At 39.7% G+C, this 25,046-nt stretch carries 22 protein-coding genes; 17 read left to right on the top strand and 5 right to left on the bottom strand.

The window, feature by feature from the left end:
* The first annotated feature begins 7 nt into the window (after positions 1-7).
* The 13 genes from PR725_RS00640 to PR725_RS00580 all read left to right on the top strand — a co-directional run bounded on the left by PR725_RS00640 (position 8) and on the right by PR725_RS00580 (position 13,210).
* Positions 8-1,096, top strand: coding sequence for an ABC transporter substrate-binding protein (locus PR725_RS00640; protein WP_228367216.1), 1,089 nt, complete (start codon positions 8-10; stop codon positions 1,094-1,096).
* Positions 1,089-2,108, top strand: a complete 1,020-nt coding sequence (locus PR725_RS00635) for a FecCD family ABC transporter permease (RefSeq protein WP_004908512.1) — start codon at positions 1,089-1,091, stop codon at positions 2,106-2,108. Before PR725_RS00640 ends, PR725_RS00635 begins: the two co-directional genes overlap by 8 nt.
* Positions 2,105-2,845 (top strand): ABC transporter ATP-binding protein, encoded by a 741-nt coding sequence (locus PR725_RS00630; RefSeq protein WP_109911759.1) that lies wholly within the window; start codon positions 2,105-2,107, stop codon positions 2,843-2,845. The genes PR725_RS00635 and PR725_RS00630 overlap by 4 nt, the downstream gene beginning before the upstream one ends.
* Positions 2,846-2,880: 35 nt before the next feature.
* On the top strand, positions 2,881-3,231 hold the full coding sequence (locus PR725_RS00625) for a cupin domain-containing protein (protein WP_211889238.1): 351 nt from the start codon (positions 2,881-2,883) through the stop codon (positions 3,229-3,231).
* Between the two features lie 13 nt (positions 3,232-3,244).
* Positions 3,245-4,015: a class I SAM-dependent methyltransferase gene (locus tag PR725_RS00620; protein ID WP_109911760.1), complete on the top strand. Its 771-nt coding sequence runs from the start codon at positions 3,245-3,247 to the stop codon at positions 4,013-4,015.
* 222 nt (positions 4,016-4,237) lie between these two features.
* The gene (locus PR725_RS00615) at positions 4,238-6,439 is read left to right on the top strand and encodes a TonB-dependent siderophore receptor (RefSeq protein ID WP_198635230.1); all 2,202 of its coding nucleotides are present in this window, start codon (positions 4,238-4,240) and stop codon (positions 6,437-6,439) included.
* A gap of 78 nt (positions 6,440-6,517) precedes the next feature.
* Positions 6,518-7,618 carry an ABC transporter substrate-binding protein gene (locus PR725_RS00610; RefSeq protein WP_004908526.1) on the top strand — a complete coding sequence of 367 codons (1,101 nt, stop codon included), beginning with the start codon at positions 6,518-6,520 and terminating at the stop codon, positions 7,616-7,618.
* Positions 7,619-7,902: 284 nt separating this feature from the next.
* Positions 7,903-8,562, top strand: coding sequence for a helix-turn-helix transcriptional regulator (locus PR725_RS00605; protein ID WP_109911762.1), 660 nt, complete (start codon positions 7,903-7,905; stop codon positions 8,560-8,562).
* An 11-nt stretch (positions 8,563-8,573) separates the two neighbouring features.
* Positions 8,574-9,641 carry an alanine racemase gene (locus tag PR725_RS00600; RefSeq protein WP_272567093.1) on the top strand — a complete coding sequence of 356 codons (1,068 nt, stop codon included), beginning with the start codon at positions 8,574-8,576 and terminating at the stop codon, positions 9,639-9,641.
* 15 nt (positions 9,642-9,656) lie between these two features.
* On the top strand, positions 9,657-10,817 hold the full coding sequence (locus PR725_RS00595) for a M20 family metallopeptidase (protein ID WP_109911764.1): 1,161 nt from the start codon (positions 9,657-9,659) through the stop codon (positions 10,815-10,817).
* 9 nt (positions 10,818-10,826) lie between these two features.
* Positions 10,827-11,288, top strand: a complete 462-nt coding sequence (locus tag PR725_RS00590; RefSeq protein ID WP_109911765.1) for a RidA family protein — start codon at positions 10,827-10,829, stop codon at positions 11,286-11,288.
* A gap of 93 nt (positions 11,289-11,381) precedes the next feature.
* Entirely contained in the window at positions 11,382-12,677 is a 1,296-nt protein-coding gene (locus PR725_RS00585) for an MFS transporter (RefSeq protein WP_004908541.1), read from the top strand.
* Positions 12,678-12,910: 233 nt separating this feature from the next.
* Positions 12,911-13,210, top strand: a complete 300-nt coding sequence (locus PR725_RS00580) for an HdeA/HdeB family chaperone (RefSeq protein ID WP_004908543.1) — start codon at positions 12,911-12,913, stop codon at positions 13,208-13,210.
* A gap of 112 nt (positions 13,211-13,322) precedes the next feature.
* On the opposite strand, the gene PR725_RS00575 is transcribed toward PR725_RS00580, so the two are convergent.
* Positions 13,323-14,222: a LysR family transcriptional regulator gene (locus PR725_RS00575; protein ID WP_004908546.1), complete on the bottom strand. Its 900-nt coding sequence runs from the start codon at positions 14,220-14,222 to the stop codon at positions 13,323-13,325.
* Positions 14,223-14,321: 99 nt separating this feature from the next.
* Between PR725_RS00575 and PR725_RS00570 the strand changes: the two genes are divergently transcribed.
* From PR725_RS00570 to PR725_RS00560, 3 genes are all read left to right on the top strand, one after another.
* Entirely contained in the window at positions 14,322-15,653 is a 1,332-nt protein-coding gene (locus PR725_RS00570; protein WP_117162532.1) for an MFS transporter, read from the top strand.
* Entirely contained in the window at positions 15,654-16,061 is a 408-nt protein-coding gene (locus PR725_RS00565) for a hypothetical protein (protein ID WP_109911767.1), read from the top strand.
* A 140-nt stretch (positions 16,062-16,201) separates the two neighbouring features.
* A complete protein-coding gene (locus PR725_RS00560) occupies positions 16,202-17,662 on the top strand; it encodes an MFS transporter (protein WP_109911768.1) in 1,461 nt (486 codons plus the stop codon).
* Between the two features lie 68 nt (positions 17,663-17,730).
* Here PR725_RS00560 and rpoD read toward each other — a convergent pair whose 3' ends face one another.
* The 3 genes from rpoD to rpsU all read right to left on the bottom strand — a co-directional run bounded on the left by rpoD (position 17,731) and on the right by rpsU (position 21,906).
* Entirely contained in the window at positions 17,731-19,671 is a 1,941-nt protein-coding gene (rpoD, locus tag PR725_RS00555; RefSeq protein WP_109911769.1) for an RNA polymerase sigma factor RpoD, read from the bottom strand.
* A gap of 102 nt (positions 19,672-19,773) precedes the next feature.
* Positions 19,774-21,519: a DNA primase gene (gene dnaG / locus PR725_RS00550; protein WP_272567084.1), complete on the bottom strand. Its 1,746-nt coding sequence runs from the start codon at positions 21,517-21,519 to the stop codon at positions 19,774-19,776.
* 171 nt (positions 21,520-21,690) lie between these two features.
* A complete protein-coding gene (gene rpsU / locus PR725_RS00545) occupies positions 21,691-21,906 on the bottom strand; it encodes a 30S ribosomal protein S21 (protein WP_001144069.1) in 216 nt (71 codons plus the stop codon).
* 329 nt (positions 21,907-22,235) lie between these two features.
* Here rpsU and tsaD point away from each other — a divergent pair, with 329 nt between their 5' ends.
* Positions 22,236-23,255, top strand: a complete 1,020-nt coding sequence (gene tsaD / locus PR725_RS00540) for a tRNA (adenosine(37)-N6)-threonylcarbamoyltransferase complex transferase subunit TsaD (RefSeq protein ID WP_004908561.1) — start codon at positions 22,236-22,238, stop codon at positions 23,253-23,255.
* A gap of 68 nt (positions 23,256-23,323) precedes the next feature.
* Here the strand turns inward: tsaD and PR725_RS00535 are convergent, their stop codons facing one another.
* Complete coding sequence (locus PR725_RS00535) at positions 23,324-24,856, bottom strand: methyl-accepting chemotaxis protein (RefSeq protein WP_272567081.1); 1,533 nt, start codon at positions 24,854-24,856, stop codon at positions 23,324-23,326.
* Between the last annotated feature and the right edge of the window lie 190 nt (positions 24,857-25,046).

The following is a 25,046-nucleotide window of genomic DNA, read 5'->3' as shown; positions in this document are numbered from 1 at the left end:
TAACCCTATGATAAATAATGCTTTTAGACTCATCGCCGTTTTTCTGACCTTGTGGGGGATGGGCAACGTATATGCATCACAAGCCGTTGATTTCACAGATATGTCAGGGGATAAAATTCATTTGTCAGCCCCTGCAAAACGTATTGTCGTGATCCCAATCCCTGCCGCTTCGATGTTAGTTGGTATGGATGAAAGCAGTGAAAAATTAGTTGGAATGCATCCTTTTGCAAAGGTTGCTGCGCGAGATGGCATGTTAAGCCAAATGTTTTCTTCTGTTTTACAGGTGAATTCAAATGTCGTAGGTAACAACTTTACACCAAATATTGAAGCATTGCTTAATGTGGAGCCCGATCTGGTATGGCAATGGGGTCATCGAGGGGATGATATTATTTCCCCTATGCGTGATGCAGGGCTGACTGTTGCTACGTTAGATTATGGGCAAGAACGCTATACGCAAGAGTGGGTTCGCCTAATGGGACAAACACTTGGCCACAATGATAAAGCACAGAAGATGATCCAGTGGCGCCAAGAAGTTGTCGATACACTCTCAGCAACTACCGCTGAAATACCAGAAGCGCAGCAGCCTCGTGTTCTGTATCTCTCCCATTTTAACCAGAGTATTCAAACATTTGGCTCAACATCACACAACAACGCGGATTTTGCATTGGCGGGTGGAGTGAGTTTAAACCGCGACCTCACTGGGCCAAGAACGCTCAATATTGAGCAAATTCTTGTTTGGGACCCTGACATTATTCTATTGGGTAATTTCGAAGAGGGGTTATCGCCAGCTGACGTTTATCGCAATCCCATGTTAAGCGAAGTCACTGCAGTGAAAAACCAGCGCGTATATAAGCTTCCTATTGGTGGTTTTATCTGGGATGCACCAAACCAAGAAACACCGCTGTATTGGCAATGGTTATCAATGATTTTTCATCCAGAAACGATGAAAATGCCATTGCGTGAGGAAATTCGCCTGAGATATCAGCAACTTTATAGCTATGACGTGTCTGATGAGCAAATTGACGGCATTTTGCAAATGGAGATGAACAAAAATAGCCAGCACTACATCTCTTTAATGGGGAAACCGCATGCGTAAGCCCCAATATCTTTGGCTCGTTTTCGCCATTTGCCTATTGTTGACGTTTGTTTTGGCACTAAGTTGTGGCCGCTACCCGGTTTCGTTTTCTGCGGTTTGGCATATTCTCTATGACACCATTTTGGGTAACGAGATGATGGGGAACTATAGTCGTACGGAACAAAATGTCGTGTTAAATGTGCGCTTACCACGAGTTCTGATAGCAGGTACAGCAGGGGCTGGGTTGGCGGTTGCGGGGGCGGCTTTGCAAGGCATTTTCCGTAACCCATTAGTTGGGCCGCAAATTATTGGCGTCTCATCTGGAGCCGCATTGGGTGGCGCGCTAGCTATTTTGTTATTTTCTTCTTTGTTGATCACCATTTCATTGGCTTTTGTCGGTGGGTTGTTAGCTATCGTGCTAGTTTTTTTACTCGGCTTGAATCGCCAAGGCAGCCAGCTATTAATGTTAATCCTTGCGGGGGTGATTATTAATGCTTTTTTTGCTGCATTAATTTCGTTAATTACCTATTTTGCAGACCCTAATAATACTTTGCAAACCATTGTTTTTTGGCTTATGGGCAGCTTTGCCAGTGCGTCTTATCTTAAACTTAATATTGTTTTTCCTGTTGTTATGGTCTGTGTTTTAGTCATTTTTGCACTGCGTTTTCGTATCAATGTGCTCTCCTTAGGGGAAGAAAATGCACAAGCCTTAGGGATGAAAATTAATAGAACCCGTTGGGCCGTGTTACTCAGCGTGACCTTGATCACTAGTGCGACAGTGGCGGTATCCGGCACCATCGGCTGGGTAGGACTGATTGTTCCGCATATTGCACGGCTAGTGGTAGGACATGATCACCGGATATTACTGCCCGCTAGTGCAGTTATTGGTGGGATTTATATGGTAGCTGTCGACACCTTTGCCCGCAGTATGACGAATGCGGAAATTCCATTAAGTGTGATCACCGCACTAATCGGTGCTCCCATTTTTGCACTACTGATCCATACATTAAATAAAAAGGTGGCCAATTTATGATCCAAGTTGAACACCTTAATTTCAAAATTGCACAGCGCCAGTTATTTACGAATTTAACTTTTCAGCAGCCCAAAGGCAGCATTGGCGCGATTTTAGGGCCGAATGGCCGTGGAAAAACCACCTTATTAAAACTCTTGCTCGGTTTACAAAAAGGATCAACAGGCAATATTTCACTAAATGCCCCCGTCGCTTATGTTCCACAGCTTAGTGGTTCACTATTTCATTATTCTGTTCGCACCATGGTGAGTCTCGGGCGTATTCGTCACTTGCCGTGGTATGCCTCACCCAATGAAAAAGATAACCAAATTGTAGAGCGGTGTTTAGCGTACTTAGGCATAAGTAATTTTGCGGACCAACCCTTTAACTGTCTCAGTGGAGGGGAAAAACAAATGGTTATGATTGCGAGAGCATTAGCCAGTGAACCAAAAATTTTGATTCTGGATGAACCGACATCCGCGTTGGATCTTGCCAACCAAGACAGTGTGCTCAGCGTTTTACGTGATTTAGCCATACATCGCGGAATGACCATCTTATTTACGAGTCATTATCCACAGCATGCGCTGCATATCGCTGACTATTCATTATTGCTGTTTAACAGTAGCGGCTGTTTATTTGGTGAAACTGAACAAATTTTAACGGAAGAAAACCTGACACAACTGTACCAATTACCTGTTGCAATTATGCCAATGGACTATCAAGGCCGGCAGACCCAAGGGGTCATTCCGCTATTTAGATAACTGAATGAAAATGATTAAATTAAGGAATATAAACGATGAGCAATAACACAATAACACCCGCAGAAGCGCTGATTATCAATCAGTTAATTAATTATACCGAACAAGGTATTGCAAGCCGTGTATTAGCGAAAAATGGTGGGGGGAATATCACCTTATTTGCTTTTGATAAAGGCCAAGCGCTATCTGAGCACAGTGCCCCTTTTGATGCCATTGTGATGGTTGTAGAAGGGAATTTACAACTCACGATCGAAGGTAAGTCAGTGATGGCTAAACCAGGGGAAATTGTCAGAATGCCGGCTAATATCCCTCATGCGGTAGATGCGCTTGAACCAGCAAAAATGCTGTTAGTTATGTTACGTGAGCCTGAAATAGCTTGTACACACTAACTTGGAGGTGTGAATGGACCAATCATTTACTGCCCATGAAGCAGGGCACAAATTTCTAGCTCGTTTGGGGAAAAAACGCCTACGCCCAGGAGGGAAAGAAGCAACCGAGTGGTTACTTAGCCAATCAGGATTACATAAGAACAGCCAAGTTCTTGAAGTTGCGTGTAATATGGGAACCACAGCTATTGAAATTGCCTCTCAATTTCATTGCCATATTACAGGTATTGATATGGACAAACAGGCGCTTGCACAAGCACAAAAAAACGTTGCGAATAAAGGGTTAACAGAATTAGTGACAATTCAAATGGCAGATGCATCGAAATTACCGTTTGAGGATAACAGTTTTGATGTGGTCATTAATGAAGCCATGCTAACCATGTACGCTGATAAAGCGAAAGCAAAGCTATTGCAGGAGTACTATCGAGTACTAAAGCCAGGCGGATGTTTATTAACCCATGATATTGCATTTAAGGATGCCCAAGCTGTCCAAAATGTCGTTTCTCAAATGCAACAAGCGATTAATGTCAAAGCGCAACCATTACCGGAAACACAGTGGGTGGAATTATTCCAACAAGTGGGCTTTCAGCAAGTGGTATCCCATACTGGCCCAATGACGCTATTATCGCCAAAAGGGTTAATTTACGATGAAGGTGTATTCGGTGCGCTAAAGATTATCCGCAATGCATTGAAGAAAGAAAACCGTCCTCAATTTTTGCGTATGTTCCGTCATTTTCGGCAAAATCGTGGAAAATTGAATTATATTGCAGTCGTTAGCGTGAAGTAACCTATAGGAAGATCTTACGCAGGGATGCGTGATTTGTATTTTTATGTTGAATAACCTTATATTTTATATTGCTAATAATAATAATTCTTATATTTATCTTGATTCTTAGTTACTGTTGATAATAATTATTTGATAAAATAATAAATAGTAATTTAATCATGCATTGTGATTTATTTTTTAGATTCAATAACAGCAATTCTAATAATGTAAAGGTTTAATTTAATGAAAATAAAGCATTTTTTTATTATCTCTCCTTGCTTTTTCCCTTTTATTTCCCCCTCCGTATTTGCCGCTGATAAAAAAGAAGAATCCATAACCGTATCCGCTACACGTGGTTATAAAACCGTTTCAGAAATGGCGCAAACCACATGGGTGATTGATAATGCTGAAATTGAACAGCAAGCTGAAGGTGGAAAAGAGTTAAAAGATATTTTAGCGCAGCTTATTCCAGGAATGAGTGTCAGTGGCCAAGGGCGGACAAACTATGGCATGAATATGCGTGGCCGTTCAATGATTGTGATGGTGGACGGGGTACGCCTTAACTCTTCTCGTAGTGATAGTCGCCAATTAGATTCCATCGATCCTTTTAATATCAATCATATCGAGGTTATTTCAGGTGCAACGGCGATGTACGGCGGTGGCAGTAGTGGTGGCTTGATTAATATCGTGACGAAAAAAGGCCAAGAAGAAAAACAGGTTTCTCTGCAATTAGGTGGAAAAACAGGCTTTAACAATGGTAAAGATCACGATGAAAATGTTGCCGCAGCAGTAAGTGGTGGTAATGAGAACGCTCACGGACGAATTTCTGTTGCTTATCAACGCTATGGCGGTTGGTATGATGGCAAAGGTAATGCGATTAATATTGATAATACCCAAACAGGGCTGCAATTTTCTGATCGTCTTGACGTGATGGCATCAGGTACTATCAAAATCGATGAAAAACAACAGCTTCAAGCCGTTTATCAGCATTATAAAAGTGAGTCTGATGGTAAACACGGCCTCTATTTAGGAAAAGACTTTTCCGCGGTTAAAGGACAAGGTGAAGCTTATAACAGCAGTAAATTAAGCTCTGATCGTTTGCCAGGAACTGAGCGCAATTTGCTCAATTTACAGTATTCAAATGCAGATGTGTTTGGGCAAGATTTTGTTGCTCAAGTTTATTATCGTGATGAATCACAAAAGTTTTATCCCTTCCCAACCTTGACTGGCAAGGATGTTACAAGTATCAGCTCATCGGATCAAAAAACCAATTTTTATGGAACCAAGCTGACATTCAATAGCCAACCTATCGATGAATTAACGTTAACTTATGGTGTGGATGCAGAGCATGAGCAATTTCGTGCGAATCAAATGTTTTTTGATTTAGATAAAGCGAAAGAATCAGGAGGAATGGATTTAACTAAAGCTTTCCAAATCGGCCGCTATCCAAGTTATACCACCACCAATATGGCGACATTTTTACAAAGCAGTTATGACATTACGCCGATGTTCACGTTAAGCGGTGGTGTGCGTTACCAATATACTGAAAATAAAGTGGATGATTTTATTGGTTATGCGCAGCAAGAAGCGATTGCTAATGGTAAAGGTAAATCAGCGGATGCAGTACCGGGTGGGAAAACGGATTACAACAACTTACTGTTTAATGCAGGGCTGCTGGTTAACCTAACTGAAGAGCAACAAACATGGTTTAATTTCTCTCAAGGCTTTGAAATTCCTGATATTGCTAAGTATTACGGAACAGGTGACTATGCGAAGACCCCAGATGCCAATGGTCACTACCATCTCAATAAAAGTGTTAACATTAATGATACCAAGGTAAAAGGAATTAAGGTTAACTCGTTTGAGTTAGGATGGCGTTACACAGGGGAAAACCTGCGCACACAAGTTGCCACCTATTATTCGTTGTCTGATAGAAGTTATGGCATTAATAAAGATGATATGACCATCTATATGAAAACCGATAAACGCCGTATTTATGGGGTTGAAGGCGCGGTGGATTACTTCTTTGCTGATTCAGATTGGAGCGTAGGAAGTAATTTCAATCTACAAAAATCAGAAACTAAAGTGGATGGTAGCTGGGAAAAATGGAGCGTTGACTTCGCGAGCCCGTCAAAAGTGAATGCTTATATTGGTTGGGAACCGAATGATTGGGCACTACGCTTACAAAGCCAACAAACATTCAATTTAACGGATTCGGCAGGTAAGAAACTTGATGGTTATAATACCGTTGATTTATTAGGAAGTTATATGCTGCCAGTGGGTAAAGTTAGCTTTGCAGTGGAAAACCTACTAGATAAAAATTACTCCACAATTTGGGGGCAGCGGGCACAAAGTTTATATAGCCCGAAATACGGAGCTGCAAACCTGTACGATTATAAAGGCCGTGGTCGAACCTTTGCCCTTAATTACAGTGTGACATTTTAATTAATTGAAAATAAGTCACTATGTATTAGTGGCTTATTTCTAGCAGATTATTAGCAATAAAAAGTAATGAGATATTCCATGAAATCATTTCTTATAGGGTTATTTTGCTTGCTCAGTTTTTGGTCGCAGGCAAAAACATCAACGGTGATCACTGACTTACAAGGTCGTGAAGTTACTGTTAATCTTCCCGTCGAAAAATTATTTTTGGTGGATAGCCGTGATATTTTGCCAGTGGATATTGCTGCTGGTAAAGAAGGGATATCACGCATTGCGGGTTGGAGTGATTCGCTTACGCAATACGCACCAGATTTAAAACAAGCTTATTTCAGTGTGTTGCCTGAATTAGGCAAAATACCCACGTTAAAGAAAACACGTGAAGCCGGTCTCCAAGTGGAAAAGTTGATCGAGTTAATGCCTGATGTGGTAGTTATGCATAAGGCTAATTATGGTGCGATGCGTGATAGTCAAATTTTACCGCAACTCGAAGCTGCAGGTATCCAAGTCATTTTTATTGATTTTCGAATGGATATTGCGAAAAATACGCCGAAAAGCATTTTATTATTAGGAGAATTATTAGGAACACAAGAAAGAGCGGGGCAGTTTGCAACGCTGTATCAAGAGAAATTAGAGGCCATTGAAAGCCAACTATCTCAGCCATTTCCAACTGTTTTGATTGAAGCAAATGCCGGGCTATTTGCGGATAGTTGCTGTCAGCTTTATGGGCGTTCAGGTTATGGTGTTTTAGCATCCTTGGCAGGTGGAAATAATCTTGTTGCAGATAGCTTTCCTGCAAAAGGGGCTGAAAGCTCCATTGAGAATATTATTACATTAAACCCAGAATTCTATTTACTGACTGGCGCTGATTGGCACAATTTTAATCGTCGCTCGCTCGCAGTAAGCTTAGGATATAATGCAGATAAAGCTAACGTGCAGAAGCAGTTATCGGTATTAATGGATAGGCAAGGGATTTCATCATTAACGGCAGTTAAAGAAAAGCGCGTTATGGCGATTTACCATAATTTTTACAACAATCCGATGAACATATTTGCCATTGAAGCTATGGCTAAATTTATGCATCCAGAGCGATTTAGCGCATTAAATCCAGAACAAAACTTAATTGACTTTCAAAAGCAGTTTACAGAGATCCGAGAAACGGGGGTGTTCTGGGTGAATCTATAAAAATAGGATCGCTAACTTTTTGTCGGGAATAGAAACTAACAAAAAGTTAGGCGGCTAGTTTATCTCTATATAGCTTTCCATTCATTAACAAACTCTCTGAAATCCCTTGTTCTATCTTATCTCCCAGTTTTTTTATAAACTGGGATTATTGCTATGTTAGTCATGGCAACTAAAAATTTGTTAGCTAGAATCAAGATATAGATCACAAATTGCTCAAATCTTGATTGAGTCTCCATTATGATCTAACTAATATTTAGTTAGGCTTAAAATAAGTTTGGTAGAAAATGAAAATTATCCAAGACAACTTTGAAATGTTATTGGCAGTTATGAAAGGGATTGCGGGCCAATTTGGCGACACTTGTGAAGTGGTATTACATGACCATAGTAAAGGGCTAGAAAGCAGTATTGTTGCAATTATTAATGGTCATGTAACGAAGCGAAAGGTGGGAGACCCAAGTAGTAATTTAGGGCTTGAGGTATTGCGCGGCACTGATGTTGATGGCGACAAATACAATTATTTTACCCAAACCAAAGATGGGAAAATGTTGCGTTCAACTTCAATCTATTTACGTGATGAAACTGGCAAAGTTTCTGGGGCACTTTGTATTAATCAAGATATTTCAGAATTTATTGCTGCAGAAAAAGCTATTCAAGGCATTACACAGCGCAATAGCATTGAGCAGGATACGGTTAAGGAAGTTTTTGTCACGGACGTTAATGAAATATTAGATCACCTTATTCAAGAATGTATGCAGGTTATTAAAGTCCCCGTCATCAATATGGGAAAAAAAGAAAAAATGGATGCAATTAAATTCTTTGATGATAGAGGTGCGTTCTTAATCAAAAAAGCAGGTGAGAAAATCTGTGAATTTTTAAATATTTCCAAATATACCCTTTATACCTATTTAGCGGAATTAAAAGGGGAAGACAATAATGAAGAATAAGAGAGGTTTTTATGCCAATAACGCCTTATGTTGCTTTAGATTTACAGCAACTTGAAAAAAATGTCAGAGGCATGATAGGCAAGCTAACACAGCAAGATATTGAACACTGGCCACATATAAAAACGCATAAATCAGTAGAATTAGCAAAATTTGAGATTGCCTGTGGTGCAAAAGGAATTACGTGTGCCACATTGCAAGAAGCGACAGTTATGGCGGAAGGCGGAATTGATCATATTCTACTTGCTTACCCAATGATCGGTGAACAAAAGTGCAAGCAATTTATTGAGTTAGCTAAAAAAATCAGATTAAGAACAATTATTGATAGCCTACAAGGTGCTGAACAATTATCAGCAGCAGCAAAGCAAGAAAACCAAATTATTGAGGTCTATATTGCTGTTGATTATGGTGCTCACCGAGAAGGAATTCAATTAGATGACTTAGAGCCATTTGCACTGGCAATACAAAAATTACCTAATTTGAAAATTATTGGTGTATTTACTTATGCAGGAACAATATACCAATACCGTACAGAGCCTGAAATACGTAAAGCGGCAAAAGCAGATGCAGAGCTTTTATTATCTTGCCAAAAACGGTTAGAGAAATTGGGTATCGAAGCGCCTCGGACATCTGGCGGCTCAACATTATCTTCATTCTATGCTGATGAATTAAAAGGGATTACAGAGTCACGGGCTGGGAACTTTATTTTTGGCGATATGAATGCTATCTATGGTGGTATTTATACGCCTGAAGATTGCGCTTTAACAATAAGAACAACGGTTGTGAGTATTCCTATTGAGGGGTATGCAACAGTAGATGCAGGGACAAAAACATTAACTTCTGATCAATCCGCAGAACCAGGGTTTGGTTATATAGTGGAAGACCCAAATATAAAACTAGTTAAATTAAATGAAGAGCATGGCTATCTTCGCTATGACCCAAAACAAATTAAATTAAATATTGGTGATGTATTAAATATTATACCGAATCACAGTTGTGTTATTCCTAACTTAACAAACAAAATATATGCATTAAATAATAATGAAATAGACCATATTATTATACCAGACGCACGATATTAAATATCGGAGAATAAAATGTATAAATTAAATGAACAGCAACAACATGAGTTGCTAGAGCTTCTTTGTGCCTTAATTCGGCATAAATCTGAAAACCCACCAGGGGAAGAACAACAAGTTGCTGAATTTATATATCACTACTTTAAACAAGAAAATATTGATGTTGAAATGCAAGAGGTTGCTCCTGGACGTCCAAATGTTATTGCACATTTAAAAGGTTCAGGAAAAGGTAAACATTTATTATTCAACGGTCATATAGATGTTGTGCCTTGTGGTTGTGGTTGGAGCACCGAGCCATTCGACCCAGTGATTAAAGATGGCAAAGTTTTTGGGCGAGGAGCCGCAGATATGAAGTCTGGTGTTGCTGCAATGATGTATGCGGCAACATTATTAAAGCGTAATCAAGATGCATTTTCAGGTAATTTAACATTAGTATTTAATGTGGATGAGGAGAGAATTAATCTTGGCATGCTGCATTACATTAAAGATGGAATTTCTGCAGATTATGCCATTATTGGTGAACCAACGTCTCTTGGTGTTTGTATCGCACATAAAGGCGTTAGCCGTTATAACTTAAGTACTAAAGGCACCGCGGGTCATGCAGCAAAAACTCGTTATCCTGATAGTGCCATTTCTAAGATGGCCAAAATACTACCTGCGATAGAGCAACATCGCACTTCTGTTGAGGAAATTAGTCACCCACTATTAGGAAATGCTTCAATGATTATTACCACCATAAATGGTGGTACAGCTCCGAATATCGTTCCGCAGCATTGTGATATTGAAATAGATAGAAGACTCGTTCCAGGGGAAGAAAAGCAAGAAATAGAGGCGAGATTGCATCAAGCTATTGCGCAATATAATAAAGGTGAAGAGATAGATTATCACTTAGATAATTACTTATTTATTCCCGCTTCAGATATCCCAGCAGATCACGAATTAACTAAAGTTGCATTAGATACAGTGAGCCGTTTTACAGAAAAAACAGCGCAACCAGAAATATTTGAAGCGACATGTGAGGCGCCTTTTTTCTCGGTTACCAGTGAGATCCCTACACTTATTATGGGGCCAGGGGGATTAGCTCAAGCTCATGTTAAAGATGAATTTGTTGAAATAAAAGAATTATACCTTGCTGCGGAAATTTATTATGACATGGCTAATATCTTGCTCAATAAATAGGAAAATTGAATGAATATTGAAAAAAAATTAGAAGATAAAGGGATTAAACTTGCCACACCAGGGGCACCAAAATTTTCATATGTATCCATTAAGCAGTATGGGGATTTATTATATACATCAGGCCATGATTGCCAAAAAGATGGCGTTTTAATTTATAGTGGTACATTAGGTAAAGAATTAACAGTCGAGCAAGGTCAAGAAGCAGCAAAACAGTGCATTGTTAATATATTTTCCTCGTTGAAAGCATATTTAGGAGATTTAGATAGAATTGATGAATGTATAAAATTATTAGGTTTTGTACAAAGTACTAATGATTTTAAAAACCAACCACAAGTCATGAATGGAGCTTCAGATTTTTTAATTGAAATACTCGGTGATAAAGGTAAGCATGCACGTTCAGCAATCGGTACGAATACATTACCTTTTGATACGCCAGTGGAAATAGAATTAATATTAAAGTTAAAGTCGTAAATAATAGATAAAAAATAAAGATTATTAATAAAATAAATCTGCGGAGTAAATATTATTCCGCAGGGTCCTGTTACGTCTTAAAGGTACTTAATTATGTCACTACATGCGAGTAAAAGGCTAAAGCGCTGGCAGCTTATTGCGCTTACATTTTTGTTGATAGCAGGTATCATTAATTTTTTAGATAGAGCATCACTCTCTATTGCTAACTCTACAATCAGTAAAGAATTAGGATTTAGTGCAACTCAAATGGGATTACTGTTATCGGTATTTTCATTTGGCTATGCGTTATGCCAACTACCTATAGGTATGGTAATGGAACGCTTTGGGGTTAAAAAGATCTATGGCTTCGGTTTGTTCTTATGGTCGTTAGCACAAACGGTTACAGGGCTATTATCTTCATTTACCCATTTAATTATTGCACGGGTTATTTTAGGTATTGGTGAAGCACCGCATTTACCGACAGGCGTTAAAGTCGTTAATGATTGGTATAATATCCGTGAGCGTGGTCTGCCAATGGGGATTGTAAATATGTCCTCTACTCTAGCTCAAGCATTAGCGCCACCTTTGCTCATTGCATTAATGTTAGCTTTTGGCTGGCGTACAATGTTTATTATTATCGGTATTAGTGGGATTATTCTGTCTATACTTTGGTTTATTTTCTATCGTAATCGTGAACAATTAGAATTAACAGATGATGAATTAAACTATTTAAATGACGGTGCTCCACCATCTTCAACGAATAAAGTTTCTTTCAAGGAATGGGCGTCATTATTTAAACAACGTTCTTTATGGGGAATGATCATTGGGTTTAATGGTGTGGGTTATATGGTTTGGTTATACCTCACATGGTTGCCTGCTTATCTTGAAAACTCCAGAGGTTTAAGTCTAGAAAAAACCGGCTGGGTTGCAGCAATACCCTTTTTATTTGGTGCGCTGGGAATGCTGGTAAATGGTGTTGTTGCAGACTATGTGGTGAAACGTGGTGCTGACAAAATGAAAAGCCGTAAGTGGATGATTTGCTTAGGCTTGTTATTCGCTGCGATGTTTACATTGCCTGCCGCTTATACTGACAGTACCTTTTCAGCCGTTGCGTGTATTAGTATGGCACTATTTTCTATTCACTTTGCGGGGACTTCTGCTTGGGGATTGATTTTAGTTTCAGTGCCTTCTCGCTTAATCACTTCTGTGAGTGGCATTCAAAATTTCGGTGGTTTTATTGGAGGGTCGTTTGCTCCGATTATTACCGGTATTATTATTGACCAAACACATTCATTTACCTTAGCCCTTGTGGTTTGTGCAACTGTCGCATTCCTAGCATCATTGGTTTATTTCTTCTTTGTTAATGAACCAATTAAAGATCCTGCTGAGATGGAAGTAAAAACAGTCTAATTAAATAATCATAGCCACTTTGTATAAGTGGCTTTTTTATAAAAAAATATATCGTATATTGATGGTCTAATTAAGTAATTGTTCATAGTTATTTGTTTTTATTATTTATTATTCGAATTTTTGACTCGGTATAAATTTAATCATCAAAATTAGAATATGTAAGTTCCATAAATAATATGCTAATAATATTCCGGCACATGATTCTGTGTTTTTAATTTTCAAAGGAGTTCAAAATGAGAAAGGTTATTATATCTAGCGTATTACTTGCTGTATCTACAATTTCATTTAACTCAATGGCGGCAGACAAAAATACGGTTACACCTGAAAATATGACTTGCCAACAATTTATTAATTTAGACCCTCAGAGCTGGGCACCTATTGCGTTATGGGTAACAAATCAAGAAACGCAATTTAAAGGTGGAGATTATGTTGCGCTAACAGAGCAAAGTGTTGCCGAAGTCCCTCAGATTGTTGAGTTTTGTAAGAAAAAGCCGGAAGGCACTCTACAAGATTATTTAGCATCTAAGAAATAAAGCAAACTATTATGCCATGGAGGGCATAATAGCCATTTCCGATTAGGAAAATAGCTATTATACTGTGGTAGATTAGAAATCTCTATTTTAGAAACATTGAACCGACCTATCTTTATTTCTTTGCCGCTAATTTATCGGTTAAGAAATCGATAAATGCACGTGTCTTAGCCGGTAAAACAAAAGTATTTGGGTAAAGTAATTGAATATTTTGTTTCGGCAAACGGTATTCAGGTAATACATGAACTAAGCGTTCATACCGCAAGTCATCATCAACCATCCAAGCTGGGCATATTGCAATACCTAATGAGGCTAACACCATATGGTGAATAACGGCGGCAGAATTAGACTCATATTGGTTTTTAATTAAAGGTAAGTAATATTTTTCATTTTTTGAATTCTGTAAAAAATATTGAGGATCTTGCCAGTTTAATAGCGCATGGTTAATCCATGGAACATTTGCTAAATCAGTGAGTTGTTTGATTGGGTGTTTTTTTAGAAATTCAGGGGTGGCAACTAAGTAAATTTCATATTCACCCAGTTTTTTCATTTTATGGGATGAATTTTTTAAATTACCTAACCGAATAGATAAATCGAGTTTCTCTGTGATAAGGTCATCTAAGGATGAGTTAAATGAATACTGTAACCTTAGCTTAGGATAAAGGCGGCAAAATTCAGGTAGTAGTGGCAAAATAAAACGTTGGCCAAATTCACTTGTTGATGAAAAGCGCAGCAAACCTACAATATTAGTTCCTAAATTTTGGCTTTTTTCGAAAGCTTCATCTATTTGACTTTGAATACGTTTAAAGTCGTCATAAAAATGTTTTCCCACCTCTGTTAATGCAATATTTCGCGTATTTCGTGTTAGCAAGCTTACATTAAGCTGAGCTTCTAATTGTTTGATATCGACACTCACCATAGAACGGCTTAGCCCTAAAATATCTGCGGCTTTAGTGAATGAGCCCGAATCAACAACTTGTAGAAAACTGATAATCTTTTTGAGATTTTTTTGCATAATAACAATGATTGTTCTTATTTATTAAACAATCATGTTACCTCCCTTGTATCGACAAAGAAAGGACTAAAACTTATTCTTTGCCACCGGAGGAAGTCCATGACTTATCGATACAAAATTGCCACAGTATTTTTACTTGGTTTCTTTATTGATTGTATTAACATTTTTATGTCAGCGATAGCATTACCTGATATTGCATCGTCCTTTTCAGTAAGCCAATCTCAAGTTGCATGGGTTGCCAATGCCTATATTTTAGGTCTAGTTTTAGTGATGCCAATCAGCTTATGGCTAGCAGGTAGGTTAGGCAATCAAAAATTACTGTGTTATTCCATGTTACTTTTTTCTGTTGCTGCTTGGTTTAGTGGAAGCAGTGGTTCAATTTATAGCTTAATTTTTTGGCGCTTTATCCAAGGTGCAGCAGGAGGGTTATTAATTCCGGTAGGTCAGGCGTTAGTTTTCGCATTATTTCCCAATAATGATCGCCAGCGTATATCAACATTGATTATGACTGTAGCGTTAATTGCTCCCGCATTTTCGCCTGCAATTGGCGGCCTAATTATTGATTCTCTGTCTTGGCATTGGGTGTTTTATTCTAATTTGCCTTTCTCATTACTAACAGCAGTTCTAGCCTGGAGTTGGATAAAAAATGAAGGAGTAAAAATAAGAGAAAAACCAGATATTTTGGGATTAATAATGGTGAGTTTAAGTTTGTTAAGCCTATTATTATCATTCTCTTTTTATAATGATTATCACAATTTATTATTGGCTTTGGTGAGTTTTTTTACTTCAGCCCTCGTATTTATTGTTTACCTTAAATACGCTAAAAAATGCCGAGAACCTATTTTAAATTTTCAGTTATTAAAGAATTCCAACCTACGCAACGCTTTTATTGTTTACTATGCTGTTCCCGGTATTTTTACGGGAGTTAATTTACTCAATATTTTTAATCTACAAGAAAATATGGGGTTCAGTGCGGCACAAACCGGGCTATTTATGGTGCTATATGCATTGGGGGCAGTAATATCAATGCTAACCGGTGGACGCCTTTATTTGCAGATAGGAAAAAAGCGATTATTTATTATTGGTATTACACTGCATAGCTTTGGTATTTTTCTGCTTTATTGGGTTTCATCTTCAAACCAGCTCAGTTTATTAATAATCGCTTATTTATTGATGGGGATGGGGGGGGGATTGAGCGCCAATACTGCACAAATTAGCTCGTTAATGGATTTTAAAGACAAAGATTTACTTCAAGGTAGCGTATTGTGGAATATTAATCGACAAGTCGCATTTAGTGTTGGTGCAGTCGTATTTATTTCTATATTTAGCTTAACGACTTTCTCGAATGATTTAATACGTTATCAATATACGTTTTTTATCGCATCAATACTCGGGTTACTTTCATTAATTTCAGTGATCAAGGAAAAATAAATGAGTGAAACAATGAAAAGAGCGCTGCAAAGCGTAGTGGATTTACATGTTTTAATTGAAGATGTATTTAAGGGACGAAATAGCGATAAAAGCTTATCTCTTTTATTAAGCAGTTTTGATGACAACTTCAAAATGGTCACAATACAAGGCTATTGCATTGGTTTAAATGACGTCACCACGTTATTTAGCCAAAATATTGGGACTCGAGCATCATTTACGACAAGATGTACTAATCTGGTTCCATTAAGAGAGGATAATGGCTATTGCTGGATTCAATATCAAGAGAAACAGCAAATTAGTGATATAGAAACATTACGAACTTCCGTTGTTTGCATTAGAGTGGAAGCGGAGAAATGTTATTGGGTTTATCTACATGAAACTCCGGTACTTTCAACTCAAACGGATTAAAATAAGAATAAAACGGCTAAAGGCCGTTTTTTCAAAGAGTAAAAAAATATAAGTGATAAATGATATCTATTCTCATTTTTATTGACCGTCGGTCGGTCGAATATTATCATATTGCTATGATCGATGATGAGGTATAAAAAATGAGACGGCTTTTTTTGATCCTAGCAGTTTGCTTGGGTACCTTTATGGCAACGTTAGATATCAGTATTGTAAATGTTGCACTACCTGCTATTGGGCGTGACCTCAAGGCTCATATGTCAATGCTACAATGGATTATTGACGCCTATGCGTTATGTCTGTCAGCGTTGATCCTATCTGTTGGCCCGATAAGCGACCGTTATGGGCGTAAAAAAATTTGGTTAACAGGGATTGTTATCTTTACTCTAGGATCTGCAATTTGTGCATTTTCTGCGTCGCCACACATGTTGATAGCGGGGCGGGTTATCCAAGGAGTCGCTGCTGCTGCTTTAATTCCAGGGGCACTTTCTATTATTACGCAAGCTTTCTCGAATGATATCGAGCGCATCAGAATTATTGGTATTTGGTCAGCAGTGAGTGCACTTTCGTTAATTATTGGTCCTATTTTAGGGGGCTTTTTAGTCGATAGCTTCGATTGGACAACGATATTTTTAATTAATATCCCGATTGGACTACTGACATTACTGTTAGGCTGGTTAGGTATACAAGAAAGTGCAGATCCAGATAAAGCCGCATTAGATCCAATGGGACAAGTTTTAAGTATCATTGCGTTAGGTGGGTTAACTTTTGCTTTAATCGAAGCTGGAGAACACGGTTGGGGCAGTTACCTCACATTGAGTGGGTTAATCATTGCGATTTTTGCATGCTTAGGGTTTATTTGGGTTGAACTTCACGTAACTCGGCCATTATTACCGCTTTTTTTATTCAAAAAAAATCCTTTTTTCTTTCAATATAATATGGCGTCTTTTGCTTTGGGTTTTGCAACTTACAGTAATGTATTCTTCATCGCACTATTTTTGCAAAAAGGCCAAGGGTGGGGGGCATTTGAAGCCGGGATCCGCATGGCTCCTGAGTTTATTGCCATGGCTATTTTTTCATTTTCTTTTGGTAAACTGTCTCGCCGTTTAAGCGTGCGAAACCTCATGATTTTGGGTTTTATTTTAATTGCATTGGCTTCATTATTATTAACTCGTGTGAATACTGAAACACCTTATATTCCTATTGCGATAACCTTATTTATTTTGGGGGCTGGAATGGGGATGTCTACCCCAGCAATTGGGGCACTGGTTATGGCGAGTGTTGATAAGGCCTATTCTGGTATTGCTTCTGCGGTCATGAACGCATTAAGGCAAACAGGTATGACCCTTGGCATTGCTTTTTTAGGGACATTGATGACACATCGCGCTGTAGAGCAGCTATTACAGGATAACAAGCTGGCCATGATGTTGTCGGCACAGGAAATCGAACGTTTGATTCAAACTTCCTCGGTGATGCCATCAACATTTATTGAGCAGGCAACGCGTTCTGCTTTTGTTTCCGGTTTTAATCTGGCGATGTTAGGTGGCGCGATAGCGATATTGATAACGTTATGTCTGATGGCAAGGAATAAATCAGAGAATTAGCGAATATTGGGTAGTAAGCATAAAAAAACACCTGCCGGAGCAGGTGTTTTTAGATATAAATGAATCAATTATTCGTCAAGGAAGCTGCGTAGCACTTCTGAGCGGCTTGGGTGACGTAATTTACGTAACGCTTTCGCTTCAATCTGACGGATACGTTCACGGGTAACATCAAACTGTTTACCAACTTCCTCAAGGGTGTGGTCAGTATTCATGTCGATACCAAAACGCATACGCAGTACTTTTGCTTCACGAGCGGTTAAGCCTGCTAACACTTCGTGAGTTGCAGAGCGTAAGCTTTCTGATGTTGCAGAGTCTAAAGGCAGTTCTAAAGTGGTATCTTCAATAAAATCACCTAAATGTGAATCTTCATCATCACCAATAGGGGTTTCCATTGAAATCGGTTCTTTAGCAATCTTCAGTACTTTACGAATTTTATCTTCCGGCATTAGCATGCGTTCTGCCAGTTCTTCTGGCGATGGCTCACGGCCCATTTCTTGCAGCATTTGACGAGAGATACGGTTCAGCTTGTTGATAGTTTCAATCATGTGAACCGGGATACGAATAGTACGTGCTTGGTCAGCGATTGAACGCGTGATAGCCTGACGGATCCACCAAGTCGCATAAGTTGAGAACTTATAGCCACGGCGATATTCAAACTTATCAACGGCTTTCATCAGACCGATGTTACCTTCTTGAATCAGGTCAAGGAACTGCAAGCCACGGTTGGTATATTTCTTAGCAATAGAAATTACCAGACGTAAGTTTGCTTCAACCATCTCTTTTTTCGCACGGCGTGCTTTCGCTTCACCGATAGACATACGACGGTTGATATCTTTAACTTGTTCGATTGTCAGACCCGTTTCTTCTTCAATTTGGCGCAGTCTTTGTAGGCAACGCAGAATTTCTTCTTCAACTTCAAGTAATTTTTCTGACCAAGGCTTGTTCATTGCTTTTGCAGCAGTTAACCAAGTTTCACTGGTCTCATTACCACTAAATAAAGTAATGAAGTTTTTCTTCGGCATTTTACATTGTTCAACACACAGTTTCATGATGGTACGCTCTTGTAAGCGAACTCGGTCCATCATTTCACGCATGTTATTGACCAAATAGTCAAATTGCTTAGGAACTAAACGGAACTCTTTAAATACTTCGGAAAGCTGCTCGATAGCGGCAGCCGTTTTCGCGTCACTACGACCATATTGTTTAATATGTTGACGCGTTTTTTCATATTGCTCACGAAGATCAGAGAATTTTTGACGCGCTAATTCAGGATCGATGCTGTTATCGTCATCGCTATCGCTGTCATCGCCGTCTTCATCTTCTTCGTCTTCGTCATCGTCTTTATCAAGCTCTTCTTGTGGTAATTCAGAGCCAACGTGAGTCGCTGTTGGTGCGAGATCTTCTTCCGCGTTAGGGTCAACAAAGCCGGTGATTAAATCAGATAAACGGCTTTCTCCTGCTTCAACACGGTCATACTGCTCAAGAAGATAGGTGATAGCCTCAGGGTATTCAGCTACAGAGCACTGAACCTGATTTATCCCATCCTCGATACGTTTTGCAATGTCGATTTCGCCTTCTCGAGTGAGAAGCTCGACGGTTCCCATTTCGCGCATATACATGCGGACAGGGTCGGTTGTACGGCCGATTTCACTTTCAACACTGGACAGCACTTGTGCAGCGGCTTCAGCTGCATCTTCATCAGTATCGGAAGTATTTTCAGCCAAAATTAAATCATCGGCATCAGGTGCTTCTTCCATGACCTGGATGCCCATGTCATTAATCATCTGAATGATATCTTCGATTTGATCTGAATCGACGATATCTTCCGGCAGATGGTCGTTGACCTCAGCATAGGTTAAGTAACCTTGCTCTTTACCCTTGGTTACGAGTAGCTTAAGCTGCGACTGCGGGTTTTGCTCCATAAGACGGTATCCACACTTCTGAGTATTTAGATTGGTGTCGGTCGGCGAAACATTCGGCCAACAAGAACATACAAAGGGAACATTTATTATTTGCTACGCCCTTTATTTTTCGTAGCATTTTACAGGCATCTGCCTTGTGTTTATCGGCACTTAAGCCGTTTAAAATACTAATTCTGTTTTGGGTTGATACTATGTTTTCACTCTAGAAAGAGTGATTAAGCGGACTTCTTCGCGCTCTTCTGGGGTCAGCCCTTCAGTTCGTTCTTTTGCTATTAAGTAGTCAAAACGTTCGTCGAGTGCGCTGTTAAATAGATGGTTTAAGGCATCTATAAAAGTATTTTCCGCTATCTCCTCTATTTCTATATCGTTCCACGTTGCGAGTTTTTCAAGCTGTTTCGCAAATTTATTATCACGATAACGCTCTAGCAACTGCCCAGTTGACATTCCGGGGGTGGAACGGCAGACATCGACCAATTCCTGAAATAGAGAAAGCCCCGGCATTTGAATATGGGCAATTCCCTCTAACGAGGGAACAAGTTCCGAAAAGTTCGGATTCTGTACCAACAGCGCGATAAGTATTCGCATTGTGGTTGGTTTTAATTTGGGCGCCTGATAGTTAACTTGTTCTGTGCTCTCTCTATCAATCATAGCAAGAACTTGAGAAATATCCGGTATACCAATAAAATTTCCTAGCTCTTGTGCCATATAAAGGCGCAGTGTTTCACCAGGTATTTGTTTAATCAAAGGGATAGCCAGTTTACTAAATTTTGCTTTCCCTTCTTGTGTTTTTAAATCTACCTGTGGCACAAGTGAATCAAATAAAAAAGCAGAAAGGGTTTGAGCATCTTTCATACGTTGCTCAAAAGCGTCTTTGCCTTCTTTTCGTACTAATGAATCTGGGTCTTCACCGTCGGGTAAAAACATAAAACGCAATTGACGGCCGTCAGTCAGATAAGGCAGTGCTGTTTCAAGTGCTCGCCATGCCGCTTCTCGGCCAGCGCGGTCTCCATCATAACAGCAAATAACCGTATCTGTTGAACGATAAAGTAACTGAATATGTTCTGAGGTTGTTGATGTGCCAAGTGAAGCAACCGCATAGCGGATATCGTACTGAGCAAGTGCAACAACGTCCATATAGCCTTCAACTACCAGTAATTTTGATAATTCATTACTGTTTTGTGTTGCTTCATAGAGGCCAAATAACTGACGGCCTTTATGGAAAATATTTGTTTCGGGGGAGTTTAAGTATTTAGGGAGAGCATCTCCTAATACGCGCCCACCGAAGGCAATCACACGACCGCGCCTATCCCGAATTGGGAACATGACACGCTCTCTAAAGCGGTCATAGACTCGGCCATTATCATTTGTCACTAACATGCCTGCATCATCAAGCTGTTTACGACTTTCTGGGTTTACAGCGAATTTTTTGAGCAAATTGTCCCAGCCCGCAGGGGCGAAACCAATTGAAAAATGCTCAATAATTTCGGCACTTAAACCACGTTGGCTTAAATAATCTTTCGCTTTATTAGCTGAAGAATGACTTAAGGCAGCACAGTAAAATTGATTAATTTTTTCCATCAACTGATATAAATTTTGTCGTTGATGAAGTTCTATTTGGCTTGAACCCGTTCCTTTTTCGTAAGGAACATCAAGGCCATGTAGTGCAGATAATTCTTCAATGGCTTCAACAAAATCGAGTTTGTCATAGTTCATTAAAAAATCGATAGCGTTGCCATGAGCACCACAACCAAAACAGTAATAAAATTGTCTTTCACCATTTACGGTAAAAGAAGGTGTTTTTTCATTATGGAACGGACAACAAGCGTGATGGTTTTTACCCTGTTTTTTTAACGGGACTTTTGCATCGACTAAATCAATGATGTCGGTTCTTGCTAACAAGTCATTGATAAATGAACGCGGAATTCGTCCAGCCATAAGCCTCTTTTTCGCCTGTTGATGAACGATAATAAGCCGCGCTTCCTTTAGGAAAGCACGGCCTTTAACTGCTTAGCTATGTACTACTACAAAAACTGGAGTGACTACAAGAGAAACTAAAGTTTTGTATTAGCTATCGTCTACAATGAATGCGGCTTTCACCGCAAACAATTAATACAGACGAGTACGGCGTGCGTTTTCGCGAGCCAGTTTCTTAGCGTGACGCTTTACAGCTGATGCTTTAGCGCGTTTACGTTCAGTCGTTGGTTTTTCATAGAATTCACGACGACGAACTTCAGCTAAAACACCTGCTTTCTCACAGGAACGTTTGAAACGACGCAGTGCAACGTCGAATGGCTCGTTTTCACGTACTTTAATTACCGGCATGTGCCTCTCACCTCAATAGAAATCGGTTTGTTGCTGGTACTGATTCACCAGCCTTCATTTAAAATGGTGCGGAATTTTACTTCAATGAGTACGGGTTTGTAAAGTGCCGTATAAAATTGAATCACACAAGATTACCTGATTTGCAGTTCATTTGATGAAAAAGCAAACAAAACCAGATAATAATGAGAATTAGCCACACGAAATTTTTATTACAGGGGACTGATTATAGACTATACAGTCAGGAAAGTCAGCCTTTTGACAACATTAATTACGCGATTGAACGAAAATAGTGATAGACTTGCGGTTATGCAATAAACAAGGGTAGTGCAATGCGTGTTTTAGGTATCGAAACCTCTTGCGATGAAACTGGTATCGCAATCTATGATGATGAGCATGGCTTATTAGCCAATCAATTATACAGCCAAATTAAAGTTCATGCAGACTACGGTGGTGTCGTGCCTGAATTGGCTTCACGCGATCATATTCGTAAAACAGTGCCGTTAATTCAAGCAGCGTTGAAAGAAGCCAATTTAACAAGTCAAGACATCGACGCTGTAGCCTATACTGCGGGGCCAGGTTTGGTTGGGGCTTTAATGGTTGGTGCAACAGTAGGGCGTTCATTAGCTTTTGCCTGGAACGTTCCCGCCGTGGCCGTTCACCATATGGAAGGCCATTTATTGGCACCGATGTTAGAAGAGAAAAGCCCTGAATTTCCTTTTGTCGCGTTACTGGTTTCTGGTGGGCATACTCAGCTTATCAGTGTGACCGGAATTGGTGAGTATGAGCTGCTAGGCGAATCCATCGATGACGCAGCAGGCGAAGCGTTTGATAAAACAGCAAAACTATTAGGTTTAGACTACCCAGGTGGCCCAGTGTTATCTCGCATGGCGGAGCAGGGTACTGCGGGTCGTTTTGTGTTTCCTCGCCCAATGACCGACAGACCAGGGCTGGATTTCAGCTTCTCTGGGCTAAAAACCTTTGCAGCCAATACCATCCGTGAAAATGCGGATGACGACCAAACTCGTGCGGATATTGCGAGAGCCTTTGAGGATGCCGTGGTCGATACTCTGGCAATTAAATGCAAACGCGCTTTAGAACAAACAGGTTTTAAACGTTTGGTGATGGCGGGGGGTGTTAGTGCTAATCGCGCACTTAGAGCTAAAATGGAAGATGTTCTCAAGCAGCGTGGCGGTGAAGTTTTTTATGCTCGCCCTGAATTTTGTACGGATAACGGCGCAATGATCGCGCTGGCGGGGCTTATTCGCCTTAAAGGTGGAACCACTACAGGGCTTGGGGTGACGGTTCGCCCACGTTGGCCTTTGGCAGAATTGCCCCCGCTAGAAAAATAGTGTTGTTGGTGTATCTCTATTTTTGTAAAAGGGCTGGGATGACAGCCCTTTTGTTATTCAGTTAAGTACTAATGTAAAATAACGACCGCATCTTCCAGCCGGCTTGACCGTTCTTTTACCATTTTCGATGTCTCTGTGCTTTGTTCTACCAGTAATGTGCTTTGTTGTGTGATGGTTTCGAGCTCACTGACTGCTTGGGTAATATCGGCTATCCCTGCCGCTTGTTCAGAGGTTGCTTGGCTAATATGGGTGATCAATTGCGTGACGTTTTGTATTTGGTCAACAATCTCCTTCATGGTATCCCCTGCCGTATGGACTTGATTTTTCCCTGAATTGACTTTCTTTTCACAATCATTAATTAATTCACGAATATCATTTACTGCACTTGCACTACGGCTTGCTAGGCTACGAACCTCATTTGCGACAACGGCAAAGCCTTTGCCTTGTTCACCTGCACGTGCGGCTTCTACCGCGGCATTTAACGCGAGTATATTGGTTTGAAATGCGATGTCTTTAATCACGTCAGTGATGGAGTTAATTTTGCTGGTGCTACTGACAATTTCATCCATGGTATCCACAACAGCTTCCATCATGGCGCCCCCATTCACTGCTGTTTTGCTCGTTGTATTCGAAAGTTGGTCAACTTGAATCGTGTTATCAGCATTCATTTTTACGGAAACGGCCATTTGGTTCATTGTTGCAACGGTTTGTTGCATATAGCCGACGGTTTGTTGAGAGTGAGTGTCTAATTCATGACAATCGGAGACTAAAGATTCACTGCCTTTGCGAACGTTATCAACTTGTTCGGAGACATCTTTGATTAACCAACGGCAGATTAGCCCAAGTTGCCCGATAGAACGTAATATTAAGCCAATTTCATCTGTGCGCTGCATATGGTTAACGCTATGTCGATTTCCTCGTGCAATACCAAGTGCCTGTTTGGTCATGTTTTCCAGTGGAGTTGCTAGCATTTTTTCAAGTATCACATCACCGACCAATAGTATGATAAATGTACAGGCACTCATCAGCAGTAGAGGCACGCTTGGCTGCAAAATAAAGCTAGCCGTAATGAGCCAAAGGATAAATAACAGACTCATGATGAGTCGGATACGTGAACGTGTTGAATATGTTGAGAAGTGAAATGGTAATTTTTTAGAAAGCACAATCCCCTTGAAAATTTTTTGTTGGCTTTTATTTTCATTCATTGCTGCATAGAGTGGTTCTACCGTTGCAATTTCTTGGCGTGTTGCTCGAGTACGAATGGACATATAGCCTGTAATAACGCCTTTGCGTTCCACTGGGACAATATTAGCTCGAACCCAGTAGTGGTCACCATTTTTCCGACGATTTTTCACAATGCCAGTCCAGGGTTCTCCTTTTTTAAGTGTTGCCCACATGTCGGCAAAAGCTTCTTTGGGCATATCTGGATGGCGGATAATATTGTGTGGACGTGTTAATAATTCATCTAATTCATAACCACTAACCTGCACAAAGAAATCATTAGCGTGAACAATGTTTCCTTGTAGATCGCTGGTTGTCATTAATGTGATGTTTTCATCTAACACATATTCATTTTGAGTGATATAAGGGGTTCTGCTCATTATAAATACCATTATTATAGTTTAATTTTCCTTTTATATAGTCGACAGCTTTTAAATATTCCTTAGTAATAAATTTGCAATAATTTAACTTTTTTTTAAAAGTGTGCGCTAGTTATGGCAAAAATGTAACGTAGCACAAATTACTACTAGTACAGTTTTAAGGAGGGATATCACGCTGTTGTTATCAATG

Source organism: Providencia sp. PROV255, assembly GCF_028478065.1.
Classification (GTDB): domain Bacteria; phylum Pseudomonadota; class Gammaproteobacteria; order Enterobacterales; family Enterobacteriaceae; genus Providencia; species Providencia rettgeri.
This window is presented reverse-complemented; position numbering and strand designations above follow the sequence as displayed.